The following is a 24,290-nucleotide window of genomic DNA, read 5'->3' on the forward strand; positions in this document are numbered from 1 at the left end:
TAGTTTTTATCTAATTTACACAAAAATTTTAAAGGAAAAATGTTAAATCTAATTTTTGTAACAGTACTTTCATATATCGTTGGTTCAATTCCAACAAGTATAATTATAAGCAAACTTGTAAAAGGAATTGATATTAGAAATTACGGTAGCAAAAATGCCGGCGGTACTAATGTATTTAGAGTACTTGGCTGGAAGTGGGGACTTCTAACAATAATTCTCGATGCACTTAAAGGTGCATTTGTAGTTGTAATAATCGCAAGAATGTATTTGGATAATATTCCATTTAATAATATAACACCTTTTGATGATTTCACATTAATCCAGATAATATGTGGAGTCGCAGCAGTAATTGGTCACATCTGGACTGTATTTGCTGGATTCAAAGGTGGTAAAGGTATTGCAACTGCTCTGGGATTTTTAATTACAATAATCACAGTCGACATGTTATTAGCATTAGGAATATTTTTAATTGTTGTTTATTTATCCCGTTATGTTTCTTTAGGTTCTTTAACAGCAGCAGTATCTGTTCCTATAATATTAATAGTTCGAGAAAATATTTTTGGTGTACATATACCGGGCTATAATACAATTTTACCCTTCATAATTGCATTATCTTTATTAGTAATTTTCACACATCGAAAAAATATTGACCGCCTAATTAAAGGAAATGAAAATCGTATTTCATTAAGAAAACATAAATAAGTTAGTAATGCGTGTATCTGTTTTAGGTGCTGGTGGCTGGGGTACAACCCTGGCTATTCTTCTTTATCATAATGGTCATGATGTTACCCTATGGGAATATAAAAAGCATTATGCTAATGTACTTGATAAAACTCGTGAAAACAAAATATACTTACCTGGTATAAAAATCCCTGATGAAATAAAAATAACACACTCACTTGAAGATAGCTGTAACAATAAACATTTTATAGTACTTGCTATACCAACTCAGTATTTGAGAAGTGTTCTTGTTCAAATGAAAGATTTCAATTTTAGAAATACAACTTTTGTTAATGTAGCTAAAGGAATTGAAAAAGATTCACTTAAAACAGTTTCACAAATTATCCTTGATGAAATTAAAAAAATATCTCCTTCGCAAATTGGTGTTCTCTCCGGTCCAAGTCATGCAGAAGAAGTAAGCAGAAAAATTCCAACAGCAGTAGTAGCTGCATCTTCTGATATCGACACCGCAAAAGAAATTCAATCGACTTTTATTACATCTTATTTCAGAGTTTATTCATCTACCGATATACTTGGAGTAGAATACGGTGGTGCTCTCAAAAATGTAATAGCTATTGGTGCGGGTATTGTCGATGGAGCAAAGTTTGGGGATAATACAAAAGCAGCAATAATGACACGTGGAATTGCTGAAATTTCTCGACTTGGTATTGCGCTTGGTGCCAGACCGGAAACTTTTTCTGGTCTTTCTGGAATGGGAGACTTAATAGTAACATGCATGAGTAAACATAGTCGTAATAGATATGTAGGTGAACAAATTGGAATGGGCAAAAAACTAAAAGATATTCTTAAAAATATGAAAATGGTTGCCGAAGGAGTTGAAACAAGTAAATCAGTTTATCAACTTTCAATTAAACACAATATCGAAACACCTATTTGCACTGCTGTTTATAAAATTCTCTTTGAAGAACTCGACCCAATAAAAGTTACATATGAACTTATGACTCGTGATATGAAAGCCGAAAACGAGTAATATTTAATATACACCTTTCAAAAAATACTTTTCGATTTTATTTATTATTTTTATGAAAAAAATTCTTGAATGTCAGAAAATCTTTCTACATCAGTTCAATATTTAAAATCGGTTGGGCCAAAACGAGCCGAAGCTTTTTCTAAAATCGGAATCAATACAATCAAGGATTTACTTTTTTATTTCCCTTCAAAATATCTCGACCGTTCAAATATCTTAAATTGTATAAAAATTGTTCAATACGTACGCAATGGTTATCAAGGCGAAGTTACAATCATAGGTGAAGTTATTAATAAAGAATTAATTCATTACGGTAAAAAAAATATATTCAAAGTTAGAATGAAAGATTCCACAGGAATTTTCGAATGTGTATGGTTTCAGGGAATAAAATATTTTACTGAAATATTCAACGAAGGAGATTACTTTGCTATTTCAGCTAAACCTGTACTTACCAAATATGGAAATCTTCAGTTTGTACACCCTGACTTTGATAGAATATCAAAAAATGAATCTTTAGAATTTTTACACACCGGTAAAATTATTCCATTTTACAGAGTACCAAAAGAATTAAGAGAAAAAAATCTGGGTGATTTTAGTTTAAGAAAAATTATTCATCAAGCCGTTGAAAAATTTTCTGATCTTGTAGAAGAAACTTTACCACAGTATATCTTAAAAGAAAAAAAAATATTACCACTCAACGAAGCCATAAAAAACATTCACTTCCCCTCTGATAACGATTCACTAACAGCCGCCAAACGTAGATTAAAATTCGAAGAACTTTTCTATTTTGAATGTCTTGTTGCATTAAGAAAAAGCCTTGTAGAAAGCAAGAAGAAAAATTATAAAATTATTGTAAAGCCAGAACCAATAAAAAAATTTTTAAATTCACTTCCCTTTCAATTAACAAAAGCTCAATTAAAAGTATTACACGAAATAAGAAAAGATTTAGAAAGTTCTAAACCAATGAATAGATTATTACAAGGTGATGTAGGAAGTGGAAAAACAATTGTAGCTTTAATTGCAATGTTAATTGTTGTTACAAATGGTTATCAGGCAATTTTAATGGCTCCAACAGAAATATTAGCCGATCAACATTTTAAAAATATTTCAAGGTTAATTAAAGACTTAAATATAAAAGTCAGTCTTCTAATTGGTGGACAAAAAAAATATGAACGAGAAAAAATTCTTAAAGAAATAAAAAATGGAGATGCACAAATTATTATTGGAACACACGCTTTAATTGAAGAGAATGTTGATTTTCACAAAGTAGGTTTAGTAGTAATTGATGAACAACATCGATTTGGTGTAATTCAAAGATCAGAATTAATCAAGAAAGGTATAAATCCAGATGTGTTGATTATGACTGCTACTCCAATCCCCAGAACTTTGTCGTTAACACTATATGGAGATCTGGATGTTTCTACAATCGATGAAATGCCTGCTAATAGAAAACCAATTAAGACAGTATTGCGTGGAGAAAGCAAATTGCCTGAGATATATAAATTCATTCAAGCTAAAGCTAAAGAAGGTTATCAAACATTTTTAGTTTATCCATTAATAGAAGACTCAGAAAAGATGGAATTAAAAGCCGCAGAAACTTATTACAATAGCTTAAAAGAAACCCATCTCAAAGATTTACGATTAGCTTTAATTCATGGACGAATGAAATGGCAGGAAAAAGAAAAAATTATGTTAGACTTTGCTGCTAAAAAATACGATGTTCTTGTTTCAACAACTGTAATCGAAGTTGGAATTGATATACCAGATGCAAATATAATTGTAATTAATGATGCATTTAGATTTGGATTATCACAGCTTCATCAATTGAGAGGAAGAGTTGGAAGAAGTGATAAGCAAGCATATTGTATCTTAGTAACGAAAGATGAATTCATTACTAATTCAAATATGCTTAACATTAATTTCGAATATTTATCTCCTGCACAAATAGAAAAAAGTAAAACAATAATAAGATTAAATTCCATGGTTAGATGTAATAATGGTTTTGAATTATCAGAAATAGATTTAAAGTTAAGAGGTCCTGGAGATATATTTGGTACTAAACAAAGTGGATTACCAGATTTAAAATATTCAGACATCTCAGAAGATGTTGACATACTTTATGATGCAAAAGAAATTGCTTTTAATATTATTAAAGAAGATCCAAAATTAAACCTGGAAAAAAATTTTATTATTAAAAAAGTTCTTAAAGAAAATTATCACAACAATCTTCTTCTATCTCAAATAGCATAACACAAAAAAATTTTTCTCAACAAAATTTTATAATAACTTCTTGAAAAAAATTTTTAAATGACTATATTGGTAACAAACAAATAGAAGGATTTTGTATTAGTTCTTTTATACTAAATAGAAAGTTTAAAGTAGCACTTACATATAATATAAAACCGGAAGAAGAAAATTCTTTCGAAGGCAAATCTCTCTCTCTTCAAAAGAATACAAAAGAAATTTTTTTAGATAAGTATGCTGAATGGGATACAATCGAAACAATTAATGCTGTTAAAGAAGCTCTAGAACTTTTTAATGATGTTATAATGATCGAAGCCAATGAAGATGCATTTGAAAAATTTAAGAAACACAGACCAGATATTGTTTTTAACATTGCTGAAGGTGCAAATGGAATTAGTAGAGAAGCACAAATTCCTGCAATGTTAGATATGTTACAAATACCATATACAGGTTCTGATCCACTTACACTTACAACATGTTTAGATAAAGCTCGCACTAAAGAAATTTTATCTTACTATAAAATACCAACTGCAAAATTCCTGTTAGCAGAAACACTTAATGATTTAGAAAACTTTCATCTAAAATTCCCTGTAATTATTAAACCAGTAGGCGAAGGTTCCAGTAAAGGCATCTTTAATTCTTCATTCATTCAGAATATCGATGATTTAAAAGAAAAGTTGGTTTACAATTTTGAAATATACAAGCAACCTTTCTTAATTGAAGAATTTTTGCCTGGTAGAGAATTTACAGTTGCTTTAATAGGAAATGATTCTGAAACCGAAGTTCTTCCAATTGTTGAAATTAATTTTAATGAATTACCAGAAGATTTAATACCTATATATTCTTACGAAGCCAAATGGATTGTCGATACTAGAGATAAGCCTCTTAAAATATTTTCCTGTCCAGCAGAAATTGACAATGCACTAGAAGAAAAAATTAAAAGTATTGCTCTTAAAACTTATAAAGTTCTTAGATGTAAAGATTGGAGTAGAATTGATATAAGACTTGATGAAAATGGTATACCAAATGTACTCGAAGTAAATCCACTTCCGGGCATTTTACCAGATCCTGATGATAATTCATGTTTCCCTAAAGCTGCTCGAGCAGCTGGACTATCGTACGAAGAAATGATAAATAAAGTTTTATTTTCTGCAATTAAAAGATATAACTTGGTATGAACTTCGAACGGAAAATATTAATATGCTACAATGAACCAATAAGATACTATAATAATTACCTTGGGAAAGAAATAAATAATGAAAAAGAAAATATCGATCTCTCTGAACACAATTTTTTAAACCAAATTGATAACATAAAGAAAATATTAAGCAAAAAATATTTAGAAGTTAATACACTCTCTGTAAATAGTGATATAAAAACATTTATTAAAAAAATATTGTCATATTCTCCTGATGTAATAATTAACTTCGTTGAATCTATTGAAGGTAATTCTAATCTCGAAAGTTATATAGCAGGTTTATATGATATACTCGGAATTCCATACACAGGGAATAATGCTATTTGTTTAGCTAATTGTCTTGATAAAGTACGTACCAAACAAATCTTAAAATCACATAGAATTAAAACACCACGTTATTATATTGCACAATTAAAAAGAATTCCTTCGTCAACGGAATTAAAATTAAAATATCCTGTGATAACAAAGCTTTTACGAGAAGATGCCAGCATTGGCATTTCAGAATTTTCTGTTATAAGTAATTACAGGAATTTGAAAAAACAACTTGAATACCTTTTTGAAAATTTCAATCAAGATGTTTTAATAGAAGAATATATTGAAGGTAGAGAATTAAACGTAGCAATTTTAGGTGATGAGATATTACCTATTTCAGAAATTTGTTTTGAAAGTTTACCTGAACATTTACCAAAGATTATAACTTACGAAGCAAAATGGTCACCCGAAAGTATTTATTATAAACATACAATTCCTAAATGCCCTGCAGAGCTGGAAAAATCTTTAAAAGAAAAAATTGAAGCAATAGCAAAAAAAGCATTCGATGCACTTGAATGCAGAGATTACGCCAGAGTAGACATTAGATTGAACAAAAATAATATTCCGTATGTTATTGAAGTTAATCCCAATCCTGATATTTCACCAGATGCGGGTTTTATTCGTTCTGCTGCTGCAGCTGGAATTAGTTATGAAGAAGTTTTATACAGAATAACAAATTTTGCATTACAAAGGCAGAATTATGATACGCAAGTTGCAATGTGATGATAGAAACAGATTAGTTGATTTGATAGCTCAAATAGAAAATTTTAATGATGAAGAAAAAAAAGTTGCTGTTGAATTAATTGATGAAGCTATTTCTAATAAAGACCAGGATTATTATAACATATATGTCTACGAAAATGAGAATGACATTATTGGATATTATTGCATCGGGAAGAGAGCACTTACAGATGGTGTATACGATTTATACTGGATTGTTGTTGATCCACAACATCAAAACAAAGGGATTGGGAAACAATTACTTAATCATGCGGAAAAATTTGTTCAAGAAAAAAAAGGAAGATGGATATTAGCAGAAACATCTTCAAAAGAAAGCTATGCAAGTACAAGAAACTTTTATTTGAGAAATAAATATTCAATACTTGCAGAGATAAAAGATTTTTACACAATAAATGATAATCTCATAATATTTGGTAAATACATAAAATAATATAAAGGGCATAAATATGGAACTCTGGCAGCAAATGATAAGGGATAGTATCCACTCAGTAGATCAACTTGTAGAAAAATTCAAGTTAGATAGAAAAGTAGCTGAAGAACTCGATGGGTTCTTCCAGGCAAGAATTAATCCCTACTACCTGAGCTTAATTAGATACCCAGGAGATCCAATATGGTTACAATGTGTTCCAGATGTAAAAGAACTAGAAGACATTTCTGGATACGAAGACCCGCTGCAAGAAGATGCCATGAGCCCTGTACCAAATATTACACACAGATATCCAGACCGTGCTCTATTCCTAACAACAAGTCAATGCGGGATGTATTGTAGATTTTGTACAAGAAAAAGAAAAGTTGGTAACTCAGAAAAAATTTCCATGAAACAACTTGAATCTGCATTTAAATATCTCGAAGAACATACAGAGATAAGAGATGTAATTATGTCTGGCGGAGATCCTCTTATGTTAACAGATACTATGTTAGAAAAAATATTAAAGAGATTAAGACAGATTCCACATATAGAAATAATTCGCCTGGGTACACGCATGCCTTGTGTACTTCCACACAGAATTACTCCCAAACTTGTAGAAATGTTAAAAAAATATCATCCAATTTATGTTAATACTCATTTTAATCATCCATGGGAAATAACACCTGAAAGTACAAAAGCTTGCGAAATGTTAGTTGATGCAGGAATTCCTGTAAATAATCAGGCAGTATTGATGAAAGGTGTAAATGATGATGCAGAAGTATTAAAAGAACTATTTCTTAAATTGCTCAAAATAAGAGTTAGACCATATTATTTATTCATGGCAGACGAAACGAGAGGAGCTAATCATTTTAGAACATCTCTTGAAAAAGGATTAGAAATTATGTTCAAGCTTCGTGGAAATATAAGTGGATTGGCTATACCTCACTTTGTTATCGATGCACCTGGAGGTGGAGGCAAAATACCAGTCCTACCACAATATATTTTACATCGTGATGAAGATAGAATTGTTATGAGAAACTATAAAAATGAAATTTATATTTATCGAGAAGCAAAACATGAATCTGCAATTATTAAAGAAGAACCTCAAATACCAATAGAAATTTCTCATAAGAAAAATGGTAATTCAAAAAAACCAAAAAATTATAAACATATAACTACTATTGAAATTCCACAACTTGAAACAAGTGAAACAATAAATAATAGTTAGAAAAATATAAAATATAACAAGCTTGAAATTTATATAAGTTATTTGAGTAATGAATATGGGTCAAGATTTGGTCTTTCAATATCTTTAAAATATTCTACAGTACCTACTTTTAATTCCCATGTTGCTGCATAATCACAAACTATAATTCCCTTAGGATGAAGTTGTAATGCACTTACTGTCCACATATGATTAACTCCCTCTTCCACTACTTTTGCCAACGCTCTTGCTTTATTATGACCGCTAACTATAATCATAACTTCTTCTGCATCCAAAACTGTTTTAACACCAACTGTTAAAGCTCTCTTAGGTACTTTACTTACATCATTATCAAAAAAACGAGAATTGGCAATTATTGTATCCTGCGTTAATGTTTTAATTCTTGTTCTTGAACTTAAAGAAGACCCTGGTTCATTAAATGCAATATGACCATCAGGTCCTATACCGCCAACAAATAGTTTAATACCACCATAGCTTAAAATTTTCTTTTCATAATTTTCACATTCCAGCTCTAAATCTTTTGCATTACCATTAAGTATATTTACATTTTCTTTAGGAATATCAATATGTTTAAAGAAATTATTCCACATGTAGTAATGATAACTTTGAGGATGATCTTCTGGTAATCCAACATATTCACCCATATTAAATGTTACCACATTTTTAAATGATATTTTCCCTGATTTATAAAGCTCAATTAGTTCTTTATACATTCCAAGTGGCGAAGAACCAGTTGGTAATCCTAACACAAAAGGTTTTGAAGGAGACGGATTAAATTCTAAAATTCTATGAGCAACATAAAATGCAGCCCATTTTGAAACCAATTCATAATTATCTTGAATTATTAATCTCATGATTCCCCCTTTTTGCTAATCACATTCCCCTTTTCTTTCTTTCATTTTCTGTAAGCTTAAATACTTCTCTAAATAATTTTTCATCAACAGCTGTAAATTCAATATTTCTTCTCTTCATTACTTTTCTGGCAACGTCAATTGATTTATCTATTTCATAAGTTGTAAGAGACTCACTCCCGCCCCAGGAGAATGATGGAATATATTTAGGAGGAAAACCAGCTCCAAAAATATTGCATGATACTCCTACTACAGTTCCAGTATTAAACATAGTATTAATTGAACATTTTGAATGATCTCCCATTATTAAACCAACAAATATAGAATCACTATCAACTTGCTCATCATTAATAATTACCTTCACTGTTCCATAATTATTTTTTAAATCGCTATTATTTGTATCAGCACCTAAATTTATCCATTGACCCAAATATGAATGTCCTAAAAAGCCATCATGTTGCTTATTAGTATAAGAATGAATTATAGAAGCTTCAACCTCTCCACCTATTTTACACACTTCGCCAATACTTGTGTTTTCATAAATCTTTGCTCCTATTTTAATAACCGAGTTATCTCCAATAAAACAAGGTCCTTCTATTACTGCATTCGGTAATATCTGAACATTTTTACCAATATAAATTGGACCTTCTTCGGCATCAAGTACAACTCCTGGTTTAATTTTTACACCTTCATCAATAAAAATATTATCTTTATTAAGAAGATAAGCTCCATCATAAATTTTTCCACGTATCATAGAATCATTTTTATTAACAATCAATCCAAAATCTTCTACTATTTGAGAACCATTAATATTAACAAAATCCCACGGATATTTTAAAATAGTGACATTTATTTCTTGTTTTTTAATATTAGCAAATGCTTCATTTGTAAAAACATTCTTCATAATTTTTTTAATCATATCCAGATTTTTTCCGCTAACAATTGCAGCAACTACCGTGTCGTTATGTATATACGCAACATCTTCACCATTTACCACTACTTGATTTTTAAAGTAATCATTTACTATTACTCGAGAATTGACAAATAAACACCTATTAACAGTTTCTGGAATTTCATTTACAATAAAATTTGAATATTTCATTTTGACAGAGTCATTTAAATATTCTCTACAATGAAGAATAAATGAGTAATCTGGATAATGAAGTTTGACCTTATCAATTAATTTCATAATTCCACATCTTAAATCAAATACTGGTCGAAAGTAAACAAGTGGCAATAAATTTTTATAATCTGAATCCTCAAACAAACATATTGCCTGTAACATGAATCCTCCGATGTTATTTGCTATTATAAAATATCCCCAGCAATTATTAATAACTCCTACAATTAGTAAAAATGTAATTCAACCGTACTCTTGCTAATATATTTAATCTTCAATATTCTTCAAACCAGATTAATTATGAAATACTTATTATGACAAAAAAATATTTTCATTATTGGTATTAATAACAGAAATGTTATGCTATATATAAAACTATAATATTCATTGATGATTTTTAAACTTACGAATATCCAGTCCCCAGAAAAGTTTATTACGTAATATCTCAAAGTAACTAGTATTATTTGAATGTGCTAATTGAATATCTTTCTTACTTTTTTCAACAAATATATAAGAAGGAGAATCATAAATATTACTGCGTTGCCCATCACAGCTTATATGAATCTTTCCAAATTGTGATTGTGCGATTATTGTAATTTTTTGATTGCTGGATATAACAAGGGGTCTCATTGTTAAAGTATGAGGAGCAATGGGACTTAATGTTATTACATTTGATTTTGGAGTAATTATAGGACCTCCAGTAGAAAGTGAGTACCCTGTTGAACCAGTTGGAGTTGCTATTATAATTCCATCTGCAGAAAAAGTAGATACATAATCATCATCAATTTTAATAGTAATTTCAATCATTTTAGCCCATGAACCTTTATCAATTACAATATCATTTATTGCATATAATTCCTCTTTATTATTCACATTTCCTATTAATGCAATTCTATTTTCAATTGTGTAGTTTTTAGATATTATATCAGGAATAAAATTTTTAAAGCTTTCAACATCAAACTCTGCGAGAAAACCTAATTTACCTAAATTTACTCCAATAATCGGTTTATTATCATTTCTAACTTCGTATGCAGTATTGAGCATTGTTCCATCTCCACCAATGGAAATTATTATATCTGATTTATTAATTAATTCCTTCAAAGGAAGAAAACTGCAGTTATTAAGTTTTTCACTAAACTCATTTTTCTTTTTAAGCATTGAATCACAAATAAAAAATCCTAGATTGTATTTTTGTAATTCTTCAACTATGACTTCAATAGTTTTCAAGATATCTGTTTTTGTAATATTTGGAATTATTCCAAGTATCATATTATTCCTCTTTTAAATTTCTCCCGGATTTCTTTATCTCCCAAACTTTACAATACTTAGTAAACACATAAAATGATGAATAAAGAGATAAAATTAGTCCATGCAATCCATCCAGGAATCCCAATTTTAAAATATACATTTTAATAAAAATAAATGCTGGTCTTAATAATATATCTATTAAAGTTACTTTCTTATTATTCTTAATTATTTCTTCGGCAGCAAGAGAAGTATAATTATTTAATTTATTTAAATAATGAGTTATATCGGGGTATGTATAGTGAATCAATGGATGTTGTAAATAACCTGATTCACCTTTAACTATTAATTTTTCGTGAACTGGATTTTCGCTTATATATGAGAAGTTTTTATTGAATAATCTCAAAACATAGTCCGGGTACCATCCACAATGTTTTATCCATTTACCAAGAAAATATGATTTTCTAGGAATAAAATATGAATTAAATTCTGGAGTAGAATTTTTAAAGCTAAGCAAATCATTGGCTAATTCTTTTGATAATTCTTCATCGGCATCTATCCACAAAACCCATTCATATTTTGTTTTAGATATTGCATAATTTTTAGTTGGACCAAATCCTTTCCACTCTACAATTTCTGATCTTACATCTGGATAAGAAGTAACAATTTGATAAGTATTATCTTTTGTTCTAGAATCTACTAAAACTAAAATATCATCAATAATATTTAACTGGCTTTCGATACACCTACTAATATTTTGTTCTTCATCTCTTGCTATAATAATTGAAGATAATTTCACTTTATTTTTTCTTATTGTGACGAAATTCAATCAATATCTCTAAATTGCAAATCGTAAAGTTTTTTGTAAATACTATTTTCTTCACCAAGTAATTCATCGTGTTTACCATCCTGAACAATTTTCCCTTTTTCGATAACAAGAATTCTATCTGCGTTTCTAATTGTGCTAAGACGATGTGCAATAACAAAAACAGTTCTATCTTTCATAAGTCTTTCAATAGCTTCCTGAACCAAAGCTTCTGATTCATTATCAAGTGCAGATGTTGCTTCATCAAAGATCATTATAGGAGGATTTTTCAGGAGAGCGCGAGCTATAGCTATTCTCTGTCGTTGTCCCCCAGAAAGTTTTGTTCCTTTTTCGCCAATAATAGTATCGTATTTTTGAGGAAGCTCCATTATAAAATTATGCGCATTTGCTGCTTTAGCTGCTTCAATTATTTTTTCTTCAGAACAATTTGTTAATCCATAAGCGATATTATTTCTAACAGATTCATTAAATAAAATTATTTCCTGGGTTACAACCCCAATTAATTTTCTTAAATCTTCAATACGAATATTTTTTATATCAATACCATCTATCAATATTCTACCTTTTGTAGGATCATAAAATCTCGGGATTAAATCTACAAGAGTTGTTTTGCCTGCTCCACTACTTCCAACAAGTGCAATTATCTTTCCTTTTTCCACCTTAAAATTAATATCATTCAAAACATATTCATCAGTACCATCGTATTTGAAATAAACATGTTCAAATTCAATATCTCTATTAAATTGGTTAATAGATACCGGGTTATCAATATTTTTTATACTGGGTTCGATATCAATAATCTCAAAAATTCTATCTGCAGCTGCACTTGATTCCTGAATTCGATTATTCACACTGCTTAATTCTTTAATAGGTGGCATTAGTTGAAATATAGCAAATAAAAATCCAATAAATTGACTTGCTGTTATAGATTTTTCGATAAGTACAAGTTGTGCCCCAAAATAAATTATTACCACTCCAACAATTACACTTAAAAATTCTGTTGTGGGACTTGCAATATTTCTTATTCTTGTAATTTTCAAAGAAAGTTTAAAAAAGTTTTGTGTTTCCTTAAAGAATTTTTTGTTTTCATAATCTTCCATTCCAAAAGCTTTAACAATTTTAACACCTGTTATTGCTTCGTGAATACTGTTTGTTAAATCTGCAATTTTAGATTGAAGCAATCCACTCTGTTTTCTTACAAGTAATCCAATATAACTAATTACTACCAGTGAAAAAGGTAATACAACAAGTGAAAATAAAGTTAATCTCCAGCTAATAGCCAGAGCAATACTAAGAAAGACAATTATCTTTAATGGTTCTCTTATTAAATTTAAAAACACTGCTGATACACTTGCATTAACAGCATTAACATCATTCATAATTCTAGAAATTAAATTGCCAGTCTTTTCATTCTTAAAAAAACTCATTGGTAGTTTATGTAAATGTTGATATGCCTCGTTTCTTAAATTTCGAATCATCCCCTGTTCTACATGTGCAAGAAAATATGCTTGAAGATACCCAAAAAGATTTTTTCCTAAAAATGTGATAACAATTAAAAAGCATATTTTTAAAAGTACTTCAGAAGTTGAGCCACTAAATATGAATGCTTTAAAATTCGTTGCTATTTCATTTGCAAATTGGGAAATCCAATTTCCTGTTTTATGACTCAAGTTAGAAATACTATCAATCTGATTTCCAGTAGATACTCCCTTTTGCTGAAATAAAGTATCGAGCAGAGGTATTGAAAGGTATATTGATGCTCCATCAAGTAATGCAGAAAATATTGTAAAAATTATTGAAGCAGCAAGATATTTCCAGAATGGTTTTACGTATTTAAGAATTCTAAAATATGTTTTCATTGTATACTATAAATTATTTAAACCACAACCATCATAAAATTGAATTCTATAATATATTGAATTAGTATTAAAATCATATATCGTAATTTGTTTAGTTGTACCAATTTCTTCTTCAAAAAATAGAAAGTTTCCATGAACTAATAAATTCTGATTTAAAGGACCTTTATAAATATTTCTTATTTGCATTTTATTTGTATCAACAATTATAATCTTACCTGAGTTATTAGTAATATCATCTGCTGCTATAATCATACAATATTTTTCATCATCAGTCCATTTAATACTTTTTAATTCACCTTTACTTTCAAAAATAAGTATCTCTGAGTTATGAATAACATCACGAAGGTAAATATATTCTTTTTCAATTTCTTTAATATTTCTAATTTGAAATCGACCTTTAGGTGAAATAACCACTGGTTTTATTTTAGGAGGTTTTGGGAATCCATCTTTTTGTAAATTAAAATATCTTTGCTGAATATTAGTTAAGATACCCGTAATATCAAATGAATAAATTTTTTGAATCAATATCTCCGGCTTTAAAGAATCTGAAAAAGTAATATTTACTTTAAATGTATCTTCTGTTTCCCAGTAACTATAAATTTGAATTCCATCACCAAAAGTATAAACTTCCTGAAATTCTCCTTTTAAACCATCATAGTAAAGCAAACCAATATCATTAATATATGGTATTGAATTTCGAACATTATAATTTTTTGCTGTAATTATAAATGCTTCAGTTTTATTTTTAGAATAATTTAAAGTAAGAACTTTTCTACCCCAGCGAGTCCATAATGGTCTTGTTTGTTTATTTACTAAGTTAAAATTATAAATTGAAGGTCTTCCAGAGTAGTTTGCAATAAATAATACATTGGCAAATAAATCTTTTACATATTCATCTTTATAATAGATTTTATAATTTTTTATCAATCCCTTCTTAAATAAATCATAGGCTCGATAGCCTGCATCAAAAGACGAATTATATTTACCATAAAGGATTAAATATCTATCTGGTGAAATATTTCTGATTGTAATACTATCAATTAAATTTTTATCCAGTTTATTTCTATAATTATAAGCTTTTGTTAATGTTTTAAATTCAGCAAGGAAGATTGAATAAGTAAACTTAGATTGTTCTTCATTTTTATTATTGCACCCGGAAGAAATCAATAGTAAATAAACAGCTATTATTGCCACTAAAAATTTTTTCATTTTTTAACCACGTGGATGATGATCTCGATGAACCTGTTTAATATATTCACGATCAATATGAGTATAGATTTGTGTAGTGGAAATATCAGCATGACCAAGCATTTCTTGAACAGCTCTTAAATCAGCTCCTCGTTCTATTAGATGAGTTGCAAAGGAATGTCTGAATGTATGTGGATGAATTTCCTTTTTAATTCCTGCTTCTTTAGCATAGAAATTAATAATTTTCCATATACCCATTCTTGATAGTTTAGTCCCCCTTTTATTCAGAAAAACATAGTTTTGACTTTTTGTTTTTTTTTCAATTATTGGTCTGGTTGTTTTCAAATATTCATTAATCCAGTAAATAGCACTTTGACCAACGGGAACAAGTCTTTCTTTAGAACCTTTTCCTAAAACACGAATTACTTCTTCGTCGAAAAACAAATCAGTAATTTTTAAGTTGATTAATTCAGATACTCTCAAGCCTGAGGAATATAATAATTCAATTATTGCTCTATCTCTAATGCCAAGTAAATTATCTGCCTTTGCTGATTGGAGGATTTTTTCAATTTCTTCGAACGTAAGCACAGATGGGAGTTTTCTGGATTTTTTTACAGAATACAATTTTTCAGTTGGATTTTTCTCTATATATTTTGAAGATTCAAGATATTGCCAGAATCCCTTAATCGAAGACATATAACGTGCAACAGTAGCTGCATCAATACCATATTTACGTTGTAGGTCAAAGTATTCAGAAATTAACTCAGCAGTAACATCATTTAGATCCTTTACATTTTTAGACTCCAGGTAATTAAATAATTTCCTTAAATCAGTTTCATAAGATTTAATTGAGTTACTGGAAAGATTTTTTTCGAATCGTAAAATTGTGAGGTATTCTTTTAAGAATTGTTCCATAATTAATTTTCTTCATCTTTTCTTACTTCCAACTCATCTTGATTTGGATATCGAATTCTTTTATGACGCTGTCCAATAAGAATATTTTGAAAAGCTTCTTTAATTAATTTAATATCATTAAATGTTATTGGTGCATCATTTAATTGACCATCATCAATTCTAGCTTTAATTAAATTATTAATTACATTTTCAATTTTTTGAGGTTCAGGATTGGTTAATGATCTTACTGTAGATTCACAGGCATCTGCAAGCATAACAAGAGCGGTTTCTTTTGTATTTGGCTTTGGACCTTTGTATCGGAAATCATTTACATCTACATTTTCTTCACCATTAATTTCTTTAGCTTTTTCATAGAAATAAGTTATAATCATTGTTCCGTGATGCATTGGAATAAAGTTTATAATTTCATCTGGCAGATCATATTTTTTAGCAAGTTCAATCCCTTTTTCAACATGATCTAAAATTAATTTTACACTTTCTTCAGGTTGAATCTTTTCATGTATATTTTCGTCGTGCAATTGATTTTCTATAAAGCTCGATGGATTGAGTATTTTACCAATATCGTGATAATAAGCTCCTACTCTTGCCAGGATTGGATTAGCACCTATTGCTTCGGCAGCAGTTTCTACCATAGTTCCCATTAACATAGAATGATTAAAAGTACCTGGTGCTGATTTTGCTAATTCCTTTAGTAAGGGATGATTAAAGTCCGTTAATTCAAGAAGAGTTAAATCTGTTGTTATTTTAAAAATTCTCTCAATAAAAATTATTAAGCCATATGTAAACACTGGACTTATAAGTGCATTCGAAGCTGCAAATGCAATTGTCACAATCATTTTATTAAAAGAATCATACCTTTCTAATCCAAACGCAATTATACTTATCAGATAACCAATAAGTATATATAAAAAAGAACGAAATATTTGTGTTCTATTTTTTATATCTCTAACTGTATAAGCAGCTAAACCTCCTGCTACAATATTCATAACCGCAAAAACATAATCATTACCTCTCAATCCAGCTACTATTAATGAAATAGTAACAGTACCATAAAAACCAACTCTTGAATCAAATATTATTGTCAATAGCATGGATGCTACTGGTACCAGCACAAGCAATTCAAGTTGAATTGAAGCATTAATTTGATAAATGAGAAATGTAATAAAACTTACAATTAAAAATATAATTGCAATAAGAAGAATTTTTAAATTATCATTATAGATTTTCTTCCTGAACAAATATATATAAAGTATAAAAGGAAGTGCTACAATGGATATATGAATAAATTTCCCCAGTTCTTGTGCAGCTTTATTCAAAGTACTTGTTTCTTCACCTTTTGCTATTCTGTATGAATCTATTTTTAATTTAATTTCTGGAGTAATTCTATCATGTTTTGCAACTATTCTTTCGTTCTCATTTACAATTCCAATATTTCGTGGAATTTTTTCTTTTGCATTTTCTTTTGCAGCTTTAGTTAAATCATAACTATAAATAATATTAGGAGTGAGAAAATGAGTAATATATTCAAAAAGAGATTCGTTTACTTCTTTATTACTCCCGATGTTTGTTTCTAAATAAGTATTAATAAATTCATTAACTGATTGTCTATCGAAATAAAATGTTTTAGGTAGATTTTTTTCATATTTCCCTTCTCTAAATGTAATGCTATCTTTTTCAATTTCTTTATAGTCATAATTCAGTAATCCTCGTTGATATATTCTTCCGAGCAGAATTACAACATTCTGTAAAATTAGATTTAATGATTTTACTTTTAAGCCTGTAAACCTTGAAGGATTTTTTTTTAATGTTAAAAGAGTATTGTATGAGCTTTCACTTAAGAATATTTCTTTTGATGAATTTTTATTTTGTAATATATCTCTTTGAAGTAGTTCATTTAATTTTTTATTGAATTTATTGATAGAGTCTAAAAATTTCTCAGATGCCTTATTATCACGAACAAAAATTGGTAGTATTTTTGAAATCGCATCTTGTTTTTCTTTTTCATAAACTGCAGGATCTTTTAGCACTTCAAAAGTTCTTGAAGCAATTAAATCATCTTTAATCCAGATAGAACCAACGGTTACTTCTGATTCAATTGATTCACCTTTAGGAAACATTAATACCATAAGTGTTATGGTAATAAATACAATCAGTAACTTAACTCTTATATTTTCTTTCAAAATATTTTCCAAATTCCTTTTCATTAAGATTTTAATTCCAATAACAAATTCAAAAATTCATTAATACCATCTTCGTTATTACTTTTTGTTGTAGTAATATCAGCTAATTTTTTTATTTCTGGGACTGCATTAGCCATTGCAACCTTGAAAGCATTTGTATTAAAAAGTGAAATATCATTATACCAATCGCCAACTACAGCAGTATTTTTAATTTTTATATCCAGATAATTACAAAGTTTTTTAAGTGCCATCCCTTTATTTACTCCAATTTTTTTTATTTCTAAAAAATTATTCCCATTATCTTTTCTTGATTTGTAAATTGATGCTTGAATGCCATATGTGTATGGGAAAATCATTTTTCTCTTTACTTTTTTTAAGTTTTCAAACTCATTACCTGTTATTATAACTTCATATGTTTCATTAACACAGTTATTAATGAAATTAATCAATTTATATTCTGTTCCATATTTATGTAACAATGATTCTATAACATAACTATTTTTGTTATAATAAATTCCATCTTTACAAAATAGAAGAAAATTTAGAGAGTATTTTTCGGACATTTTTATAGAGCGTAAAACATACTTAGCAGGAATAAACAATTCATTAATATATTCCCCTGTAATAGGATTTATTATAACCGAACCATCAAGACATATTACTGGTAAATCTATATTGAGTAATTTTATATAATCTAAAAAGGAGGATAAATATCTTGCAGAAGCAATTGTAAATTTAAGTCCTTTATCTTTTAATTTTGTTATAAGATTGATTGTTTCTTTACTAATATTATTTTCGTTATCGAGGATTGTCCCATCGAGATCTAAAACAACAAGCTTCAAGTTTCTTAGTATTTCTTCTTCTGTTTTTATCATTTTTTTTAGAACGACATAGTCTCAATATTAATCGCTATAGGAGATAGCCTGACAAAATTAATTGAATTTACAAAGGGATTGAATTATTCTGAAATTTCTTCTAAATCTATCAAAGCTTCATCAACTGAATTACAAATTTTTAATACCCTATCAAGTTGTGAAATTTCAATAAGTGTTTTTACATTTTTTGTAGGATTAGCTAAACGAATCATTCCATCTCGTGTTTGAAGAATACGGTAAGCCAGTAGTATTGCACTTAATCCCGAGCTATCACAATAATCAACTTCCGATAAATCTATGATTAATTTATTTATATCACTGCTATGAAGTAGAATTGTAAATTCTCCTTTTACAAATCCAGCAATGGAAGCATCAAATCTTTTTTCATTTAATTTGAATATAGCAGTATTACCTATTTTTTTTAATTCGTAATTAATATTGTCGCTCATTTTATCCTGCTCTTAAATTTTACTATTGAAATCTACAAATTCAATGAAATATTATAAAGAATATTTAACTAAAACATTCGTACAAAATTTAGAAAATTTCTAAATACTAATTCTGACTCATTATTATTATCAAAATATAATAAATTATAATATGATTCTGAATTTTCCTTTTTAAAGCTAATCCTAACTTTTGAACTAACAATATTAGCTACTGCACTAAAAAAAGTATTCTCAACTCTATTCAAATCAATTACAATATCATATTTAGTATTAAATAACTTATTTAGCAAATTTTTAGAAGGTAAATTTAATCGAGATATATCCTGTTGCGAATAAGTTATAAAATGAATTTTATCCTTCATTGGAAAAAAATTATATCTGTATTCCTGCAAAAAAACTGTAACATCTTTTTTATGTATTAATAAAAACTTAATTAAATCTAACGAATGGCTTAAATCACTTTCTTCTTCTGGAAGGATAACAAAAAAACTTTTAGAATTAGTAATAATCTTATTAAATAATATTGGATTACTACCATTTTTTAGAAATTTTTTTGATAACAAATAATGAGCTAATTTTCTTTTTATATTTTCAAACATAATTTTCTATTCAATCATTTTAAGAAAATCTTCTTCGGTAAGAATTGTTATACCAAGCTTTTTAGCTTTGTCAAACTTTGAACCAGGATTATCACCAACAACCACATAATCTGTATTTTTACTTACTGCCGAAAGTACATGTCCACCGAGTGAAATAATTTTTTCTTTTGCTTCTTCTCTCGACATTGAAGATAAAGTACCAGTTAACACAAAAGATTTACCTTTTAATTTATCAGAAGTAATTCTTATTTCATCTATCTTAAATTTTAATCCTGCTTTTTTAAGTTTTTCAATCAATTTAAGATTATTTTTATCACTGAAAAATCTTTTAACACTTTTGCTAATACTTGGACCAATTTCATGAATGGATTCAATTTCTTCTTCGCTGGCATTAATTAAAGCATCAATAGATTTAAAATGATCGGCTAACTTTTTTGCTACACCAGCACCAACATATCTTATTCCTATTGCAAATAAAACTCTATCAAAAGGTTTCTCTTTACTTTTTTCGATTGCTGCCAGTAAATTATCCACGCTTTTTTCACCGAGTCTCTCTATCTTAATTAATTCTTCTCTATGTTCTTTTAATTGATAAATGTCAGAATAATCTTTTAGAAATCCACGGTCAACAAAAAGATTAATTAAAGCTTCTCCCAATCCAGTAATATCCATAGCACCACGAGAAGCAAAATGCTCAATTCTTCCTTTAACTTGTGCAGGACACAAATTATTTTCACAATAAATTGCAACTTCATTTTCTGGTCTGAATAAATTTGAGTTACATACTGGACACTTCGAAGGAAGTTTTACAACCTGTGAATCTTTTGGTCTTTGTGATAAATCTACTTCAACAACTTTAGGAATTACATCGCCACCTTTTTCAATTACAACAATATCATTTTCTCTTATGTCTTTTCGTCTTATCTCATCGATATTATGCAAAGTTGCACGACTTATAGTAGAACCAGCAAGAAAAACAGGTTCAAGTTCTGCTACGGGTGTTAATGTACCTGTGCGACCGACCTGCCAGATAATTTTTTTTAATCTTGTTTTTGCTTGTTTAGCTTTAAATTTATAAGCAACAGCCCAGCGTGGAGATTTTGCAATATTACCGAGTATTCTTTGTTGTTTTAATGAATTAACTTTTACAACTACACCATCAATTTCATATGGTAATTTATCTCTTTTTTCTTCCCACTCATTACAAAAATCCATCACCTCTTCGATATTTTTACAAAGTCTATAATTCGGGTTAACTCGAAATCCTATCTCAGATAATATTTTAAGATTTTCAAAATGAGTACTTAATTCATCGGTTTCAGAATACAAATAATAAACAAATATTTTGAGTGGTCTTTTAGCAACAAGTTGAGGTTCCAGTAATTTTATTGTACCAGCTGTAAGATTTCTTGGATTTGCAAAAGTTTTTTCACCATTTAATTCTCTTTCTTCATTAATTTTTTTAAATGCTTCAATTTCCATATAAATTTCGCCACGAACCTCAATGTCATCAAGATTCAATTTTAGTGATGAAGGTTTTCTTAGTGAAAGAGGAACACTTCTAATAGTTTTAACATTGTTGGTAATTTCTTCGCCTGTAGTACCATCCCCTCTGGTAGCTGCTGTAACTAATATTCCATTTTTATATCTTAAACTTACAGAGACACCATCTATTTTTAATTCGCAAACATATTCAACTTTTTCTCCTCGTGGTAATCCTTCTTTTACTCTTCTATCAAATTCATACATTTCTTCTTCGCTATAAGTATTAGAAAGACTCAACATAGGTATTTTATGAACAACAGGATTAAATACATTTGTAAGGTCTGAACCTACTCTTTGTGTAGGGGAATCTGGAGTAATTAAGTGTGGATTTTCTTTTTCTAATTGAATCAGTTCATTAACAAGTTGATCGTATTCATAGTCGCTAATTATAGGTTCAGCGAGCACATAATACCTGTAATCGTGCTCATTAATTAATTTTCTTAATTCTTCAATTCTCTGTTGAGGATTTTTTTTCATCATTTTTTTGAATTGGGACTAAAAAACTCTTGACAGTATCGTTTGAAATATAATATCTTCTTATTTCACCCATGTTTCCTGCTTGAGATAATGGTTTACCATTCAAATTCATTTTTACATAACCAGCATTTCCCACAACAACATAAAATTCTTTTGAAGCCTTAAAATTTAATAACTGGTTTGCAGGAGCCATCTGTTGATAAACTTCTTTTTTATCACACAAAACTTTTAACCAGACATTTTTTACAGGAGTAATTAATAGAGTAAGACTATCAGAATTTTTGAATAATTGAGTTACAGATGATGTATCGGGTTTATATCTATCTGTAGTAATATCTTTATATGGATTTTCCTCAATAATAGAAGAACCAGAATTTATGAATATAAGATATATAAGCAATAAGAAAATTAATACTACTCCACCTATAATATAATATTTTAATTTAGGACCTATTTTCTTCTTTACAACAACATCCGAAATAAAAGATAAATACTCATTTGCATTATAATCTTTATCGTAAGTATCATCAATTATCAAAGATTCTTTTTTCTTACTTGTTGATATTTTTTCAGAATATGATTTTTCTTTTTCATAAGAACTAACATTCGAATCAACTTCTTTTTTTGCTGAATTATATTTTTCTACAATAACATTTACATCCAAATCCATAGTTTGAGCATATTCTTTAATAAAAGCTTTTACATAAATTTCGGGAAGAAAATTAAAATTACCATCTTCAATCATTTGAAGAAATTTAATATCAATTTTAGTATGATTTGAAATTTGCTGTAATGTAAAACCTTTTTCTTCTCTTAGAGATTTTAGTTCCTCAGCAAATTTTTTTAAGGCTTCGGAAGCCATATAATTTCTCTATATATTAAACTAAACGAATAATCTTAGCAGCAAACGAACCATCAATACCATGAATATGAGGATATGTTTGAACACAACCATTTTCATCTAAAAGTTCTTTGGGAAATATTTCAGAAGCATCTACAAGTGTAAAATTTGGATTTTCTGCTAAAAATCTTTTTATGATTTCAAAATTCTCTTCAGGTTCTATTGTACATGTACTATAGACCAGTGATCCTCCCACTTTAAGCATTGATGAACCTTTTTTTAACAATTCATATTGAATATTAATAATTTTTCTAATATCTCCCAAGTCTTTTTTCCACTTTAAATCTGGCTTTTTTGTAAGCGTACCTAATCCAGAACAAGGAGCGTCAACTAAAACCCTATCAAAACCCTCATTATCATTAAAATCAAGTGCATTTATTGCAAGAGTTTTCACATTAGTAACTTTTAATCTTGTGAGGTTTTTTTCCAGGATTTTTAATCTACTTTCATATCTATCTATAGCAATTATTTCACCCTGATTATTCATTATATCTGCAATAAAAGCTGTTTTACCACCAGGTGCTGCACATAAATCAAGAACTCTCATTCCAGGTTTAACATCTAATAATTTTACGGGCAGTCCACTACTTTCATCCTGAACAGAAAAAAATCCTTTCTGAAAATATTCCCAATCAGTAATATTGGTTAATTTATTAAGTCTAATAAATTCTGGTAAATATTTACTTATAGTATACTTAAGTTCTACCGAATCCAGGAGTGATTTTAATTCATCTAAACTTGTAACTAAATTGTTTACTCTTAAAGAAAGAACTGGCTTACTATTATTAGCTATTAAGAGTTTTTCAGTTTCTTCTTTACCAAATCTTTTAAACCATCTTTTAACCATCCATGCTGGATGTGAATAATATGCACTCAAATATCCAATCAAGTCTTCTTCTGGATCGGGGTAACGAATAGAATCTTTATTCCTGATTATATTTCTGAGTACAGCATTAGCAATATCGGCATATTTTTGTCCCTGAAGTTTTTTTATGAATTCCACAGCTTCGTTAACAGCAGCATAATCTGGTATTTTATCTAAAAAAAGGATTTGATAAAGAGCAACGCGAAGTGCATTTTTTACATCTGAAACACTTTTTGAAAATTGTCCTTTATAAAATCCAGTTAATATCCAATCTAATCTTCCCATCCATCGCATTACACCATGAACAATTTCAAATAACAATGCTTTATCAACTCCACTCAGGTTAGAATTTTTTAATTCTATTTCTAACAATTTATCAAGATAAGCATCTGTTCTATCAACGCGATTCAAAATCTTTACGGCATGACCTCTTACACCCTGATACAAATTCATACCAGATAATTCTGTATAATCTAACTTATCCATTATTAAAACTCGCAGTTATTATTTTTAAGGTAGGTTTAAAATAATAAAGGGCTGTTTAAAAACAGCCCTGAA

General features: G+C 28.7%; 21 protein-coding genes. 7 read left to right on the forward strand and 14 right to left on the reverse strand.

The window, feature by feature from the left end:
* Positions 1-39: 39 nt before the first annotated feature.
* The 7 genes from plsY to VJY38_RS02815 all read left to right on the forward strand — a co-directional run bounded on the left by plsY (position 40) and on the right by VJY38_RS02815 (position 7,840).
* The gene (gene plsY / locus VJY38_RS02785; protein ID WP_353679144.1) at positions 40-702 is read left to right on the forward strand and encodes a glycerol-3-phosphate 1-O-acyltransferase PlsY; all 663 of its coding nucleotides are present in this window, start codon (positions 40-42) and stop codon (positions 700-702) included.
* A gap of 7 nt (positions 703-709) precedes the next feature.
* Positions 710-1,711, forward strand: a complete 1,002-nt coding sequence (locus tag VJY38_RS02790; RefSeq protein ID WP_353679145.1) for an NAD(P)H-dependent glycerol-3-phosphate dehydrogenase — start codon at positions 710-712, stop codon at positions 1,709-1,711.
* Between the two features lie 69 nt (positions 1,712-1,780).
* Positions 1,781-3,958 carry an ATP-dependent DNA helicase RecG gene (gene recG, locus VJY38_RS02795; RefSeq protein ID WP_353679146.1) on the forward strand — a complete coding sequence of 726 codons (2,178 nt, stop codon included), beginning with the start codon at positions 1,781-1,783 and terminating at the stop codon, positions 3,956-3,958.
* A 299-nt stretch (positions 3,959-4,257) separates the two neighbouring features.
* Complete coding sequence (locus tag VJY38_RS02800; protein ID WP_353679147.1) at positions 4,258-5,130, forward strand: D-alanine--D-alanine ligase family protein; 873 nt, start codon at positions 4,258-4,260, stop codon at positions 5,128-5,130.
* On the forward strand, positions 5,127-6,185 hold the full coding sequence (locus VJY38_RS02805) for a D-alanine--D-alanine ligase family protein (protein ID WP_353679148.1): 1,059 nt from the start codon (positions 5,127-5,129) through the stop codon (positions 6,183-6,185). Before VJY38_RS02800 ends, VJY38_RS02805 begins: the two co-directional genes overlap by 4 nt.
* Complete coding sequence (locus tag VJY38_RS02810; RefSeq protein WP_353679149.1) at positions 6,163-6,633, forward strand: GNAT family N-acetyltransferase; 471 nt, start codon at positions 6,163-6,165, stop codon at positions 6,631-6,633. Before VJY38_RS02805 ends, VJY38_RS02810 begins: the two co-directional genes overlap by 23 nt.
* Positions 6,634-6,649: 16 nt before the next feature.
* Positions 6,650-7,840 carry a KamA family radical SAM protein gene (locus VJY38_RS02815; protein ID WP_353679150.1) on the forward strand — a complete coding sequence of 397 codons (1,191 nt, stop codon included), beginning with the start codon at positions 6,650-6,652 and terminating at the stop codon, positions 7,838-7,840.
* Between the two features lie 38 nt (positions 7,841-7,878).
* Here VJY38_RS02815 and nagB read toward each other — a convergent pair whose 3' ends face one another.
* The 14 genes from nagB to rsmB all read right to left on the reverse strand — a co-directional run bounded on the left by nagB (position 7,879) and on the right by rsmB (position 24,218).
* Positions 7,879-8,691, reverse strand: a complete 813-nt coding sequence (gene nagB / locus VJY38_RS02820) for a glucosamine-6-phosphate deaminase (protein WP_353679151.1) — start codon at positions 8,689-8,691, stop codon at positions 7,879-7,881.
* Between the two features lie 19 nt (positions 8,692-8,710).
* A complete protein-coding gene (locus VJY38_RS02825) occupies positions 8,711-9,973 on the reverse strand; it encodes a GlmU family protein (protein WP_353679152.1) in 1,263 nt (420 codons plus the stop codon).
* Between the two features lie 219 nt (positions 9,974-10,192).
* A complete protein-coding gene (locus VJY38_RS02830; protein ID WP_353679153.1) occupies positions 10,193-11,077 on the reverse strand; it encodes an NAD(+)/NADH kinase in 885 nt (294 codons plus the stop codon).
* A gap of 1 nt (position 11,078) precedes the next feature.
* The gene (locus tag VJY38_RS02835) at positions 11,079-11,882 is read right to left on the reverse strand and encodes a glycosyltransferase family 2 protein (RefSeq protein WP_353679154.1); all 804 of its coding nucleotides are present in this window, start codon (positions 11,880-11,882) and stop codon (positions 11,079-11,081) included.
* Entirely contained in the window at positions 11,879-13,738 is a 1,860-nt protein-coding gene (locus tag VJY38_RS02840; RefSeq protein ID WP_353679155.1) for an ABC transporter ATP-binding protein, read from the reverse strand. The genes VJY38_RS02835 and VJY38_RS02840 overlap by 4 nt, the downstream gene beginning before the upstream one ends.
* A gap of 6 nt (positions 13,739-13,744) precedes the next feature.
* Positions 13,745-14,947 carry a hypothetical protein gene (locus VJY38_RS02845; protein ID WP_353679156.1) on the reverse strand — a complete coding sequence of 401 codons (1,203 nt, stop codon included), beginning with the start codon at positions 14,945-14,947 and terminating at the stop codon, positions 13,745-13,747.
* A 3-nt stretch (positions 14,948-14,950) separates the two neighbouring features.
* Positions 14,951-15,841 (reverse strand): site-specific tyrosine recombinase XerD, encoded by an 891-nt coding sequence (gene xerD, locus VJY38_RS02850; RefSeq protein ID WP_353679157.1) that lies wholly within the window; start codon positions 15,839-15,841, stop codon positions 14,951-14,953.
* Positions 15,842-15,843: 2 nt separating this feature from the next.
* Complete coding sequence (locus VJY38_RS02855) at positions 15,844-18,045, reverse strand: HD family phosphohydrolase (RefSeq protein ID WP_353679158.1); 2,202 nt, start codon at positions 18,043-18,045, stop codon at positions 15,844-15,846.
* Positions 18,045-18,896 (reverse strand): Cof-type HAD-IIB family hydrolase, encoded by an 852-nt coding sequence (locus VJY38_RS02860; protein ID WP_353679159.1) that lies wholly within the window; start codon positions 18,894-18,896, stop codon positions 18,045-18,047. The genes VJY38_RS02855 and VJY38_RS02860 overlap by 1 nt, the downstream gene beginning before the upstream one ends.
* 83 nt (positions 18,897-18,979) lie before the next feature.
* Positions 18,980-19,345: an STAS domain-containing protein gene (locus VJY38_RS02865; protein WP_353679160.1), complete on the reverse strand. Its 366-nt coding sequence runs from the start codon at positions 19,343-19,345 to the stop codon at positions 18,980-18,982.
* Positions 19,346-19,413: 68 nt separating this feature from the next.
* Entirely contained in the window at positions 19,414-19,944 is a 531-nt protein-coding gene (locus VJY38_RS02870) for a DUF6913 domain-containing protein (RefSeq protein WP_353679161.1), read from the reverse strand.
* Between the two features lie 6 nt (positions 19,945-19,950).
* Complete coding sequence (gene ligA / locus VJY38_RS02875; protein ID WP_353679162.1) at positions 19,951-21,969, reverse strand: NAD-dependent DNA ligase LigA; 2,019 nt, start codon at positions 21,967-21,969, stop codon at positions 19,951-19,953.
* Positions 21,938-22,828, reverse strand: a complete 891-nt coding sequence (locus VJY38_RS02880) for a helix-turn-helix domain-containing protein (RefSeq protein ID WP_353679163.1) — start codon at positions 22,826-22,828, stop codon at positions 21,938-21,940. Before VJY38_RS02880 ends, ligA begins: the two co-directional genes overlap by 32 nt.
* A 16-nt stretch (positions 22,829-22,844) precedes the next feature.
* Positions 22,845-24,218 carry a 16S rRNA (cytosine(967)-C(5))-methyltransferase RsmB gene (gene rsmB, locus VJY38_RS02885; RefSeq protein ID WP_353679164.1) on the reverse strand — a complete coding sequence of 458 codons (1,374 nt, stop codon included), beginning with the start codon at positions 24,216-24,218 and terminating at the stop codon, positions 22,845-22,847.
* Positions 24,219-24,290: the final 72 nt, after the last annotated feature.

The sequence above is a fragment of the Rosettibacter firmus genome, assembly GCF_036860695.1.
Taxonomy (GTDB): domain Bacteria; phylum Bacteroidota; class Ignavibacteria; order Ignavibacteriales; family Melioribacteraceae; genus Rosettibacter; species Rosettibacter firmus.

Coding starts and splice junctions, on each gene's coding strand:
- plsY (WP_353679144.1), top strand. CDS start 40: ATGTTAAATCTAATTTTTGTAACAGTACTTTCATATATCGTTGGTTCA.
- VJY38_RS02790 (WP_353679145.1), top strand. CDS start 710: ATGCGTGTATCTGTTTTAGGTGCTGGTGGCTGGGGTACAACCCTGGCT.
- recG (WP_353679146.1), top strand. CDS start 1,781: ATGTCAGAAAATCTTTCTACATCAGTTCAATATTTAAAATCGGTTGGG.
- VJY38_RS02800 (WP_353679147.1), top strand. CDS start 4,258: ATGATCGAAGCCAATGAAGATGCATTTGAAAAATTTAAGAAACACAGA.
- VJY38_RS02805 (WP_353679148.1), top strand. CDS start 5,127: ATGAACTTCGAACGGAAAATATTAATATGCTACAATGAACCAATAAGA.
- VJY38_RS02810 (WP_353679149.1), top strand. CDS start 6,163: ATGATACGCAAGTTGCAATGTGATGATAGAAACAGATTAGTTGATTTG.
- VJY38_RS02815 (WP_353679150.1), top strand. CDS start 6,650: ATGGAACTCTGGCAGCAAATGATAAGGGATAGTATCCACTCAGTAGAT.
- nagB (WP_353679151.1), bottom strand. CDS start 8,691: ATGAGATTAATAATTCAAGATAATTATGAATTGGTTTCAAAATGGGCT.
- VJY38_RS02825 (WP_353679152.1), bottom strand. CDS start 9,973: ATGTTACAGGCAATATGTTTGTTTGAGGATTCAGATTATAAAAATTTA.
- VJY38_RS02830 (WP_353679153.1), bottom strand. CDS start 11,077: ATGATACTTGGAATAATTCCAAATATTACAAAAACAGATATCTTGAAA.
- VJY38_RS02840 (WP_353679155.1), bottom strand. CDS start 13,738: ATGAAAACATATTTTAGAATTCTTAAATACGTAAAACCATTCTGGAAA.
- VJY38_RS02845 (WP_353679156.1), bottom strand. CDS start 14,947: ATGAAAAAATTTTTAGTGGCAATAATAGCTGTTTATTTACTATTGATT.
- xerD (WP_353679157.1), bottom strand. CDS start 15,841: ATGGAACAATTCTTAAAAGAATACCTCACAATTTTACGATTCGAAAAA.
- VJY38_RS02855 (WP_353679158.1), bottom strand. CDS start 18,045: ATGAAAAGGAATTTGGAAAATATTTTGAAAGAAAATATAAGAGTTAAG.
- VJY38_RS02860 (WP_353679159.1), bottom strand. CDS start 18,896: ATGATAAAAACAGAAGAAGAAATACTAAGAAACTTGAAGCTTGTTGTT.
- VJY38_RS02865 (WP_353679160.1), bottom strand. CDS start 19,345: ATGAGCGACAATATTAATTACGAATTAAAAAAAATAGGTAATACTGCT.
- VJY38_RS02870 (WP_353679161.1), bottom strand. CDS start 19,944: ATGTTTGAAAATATAAAAAGAAAATTAGCTCATTATTTGTTATCAAAA.
- ligA (WP_353679162.1), bottom strand. CDS start 21,969: ATGATGAAAAAAAATCCTCAACAGAGAATTGAAGAATTAAGAAAATTA.
- VJY38_RS02880 (WP_353679163.1), bottom strand. CDS start 22,828: ATGGCTTCCGAAGCCTTAAAAAAATTTGCTGAGGAACTAAAATCTCTA.
- rsmB (WP_353679164.1), bottom strand. CDS start 24,218: ATGGATAAGTTAGATTATACAGAATTATCTGGTATGAATTTGTATCAG.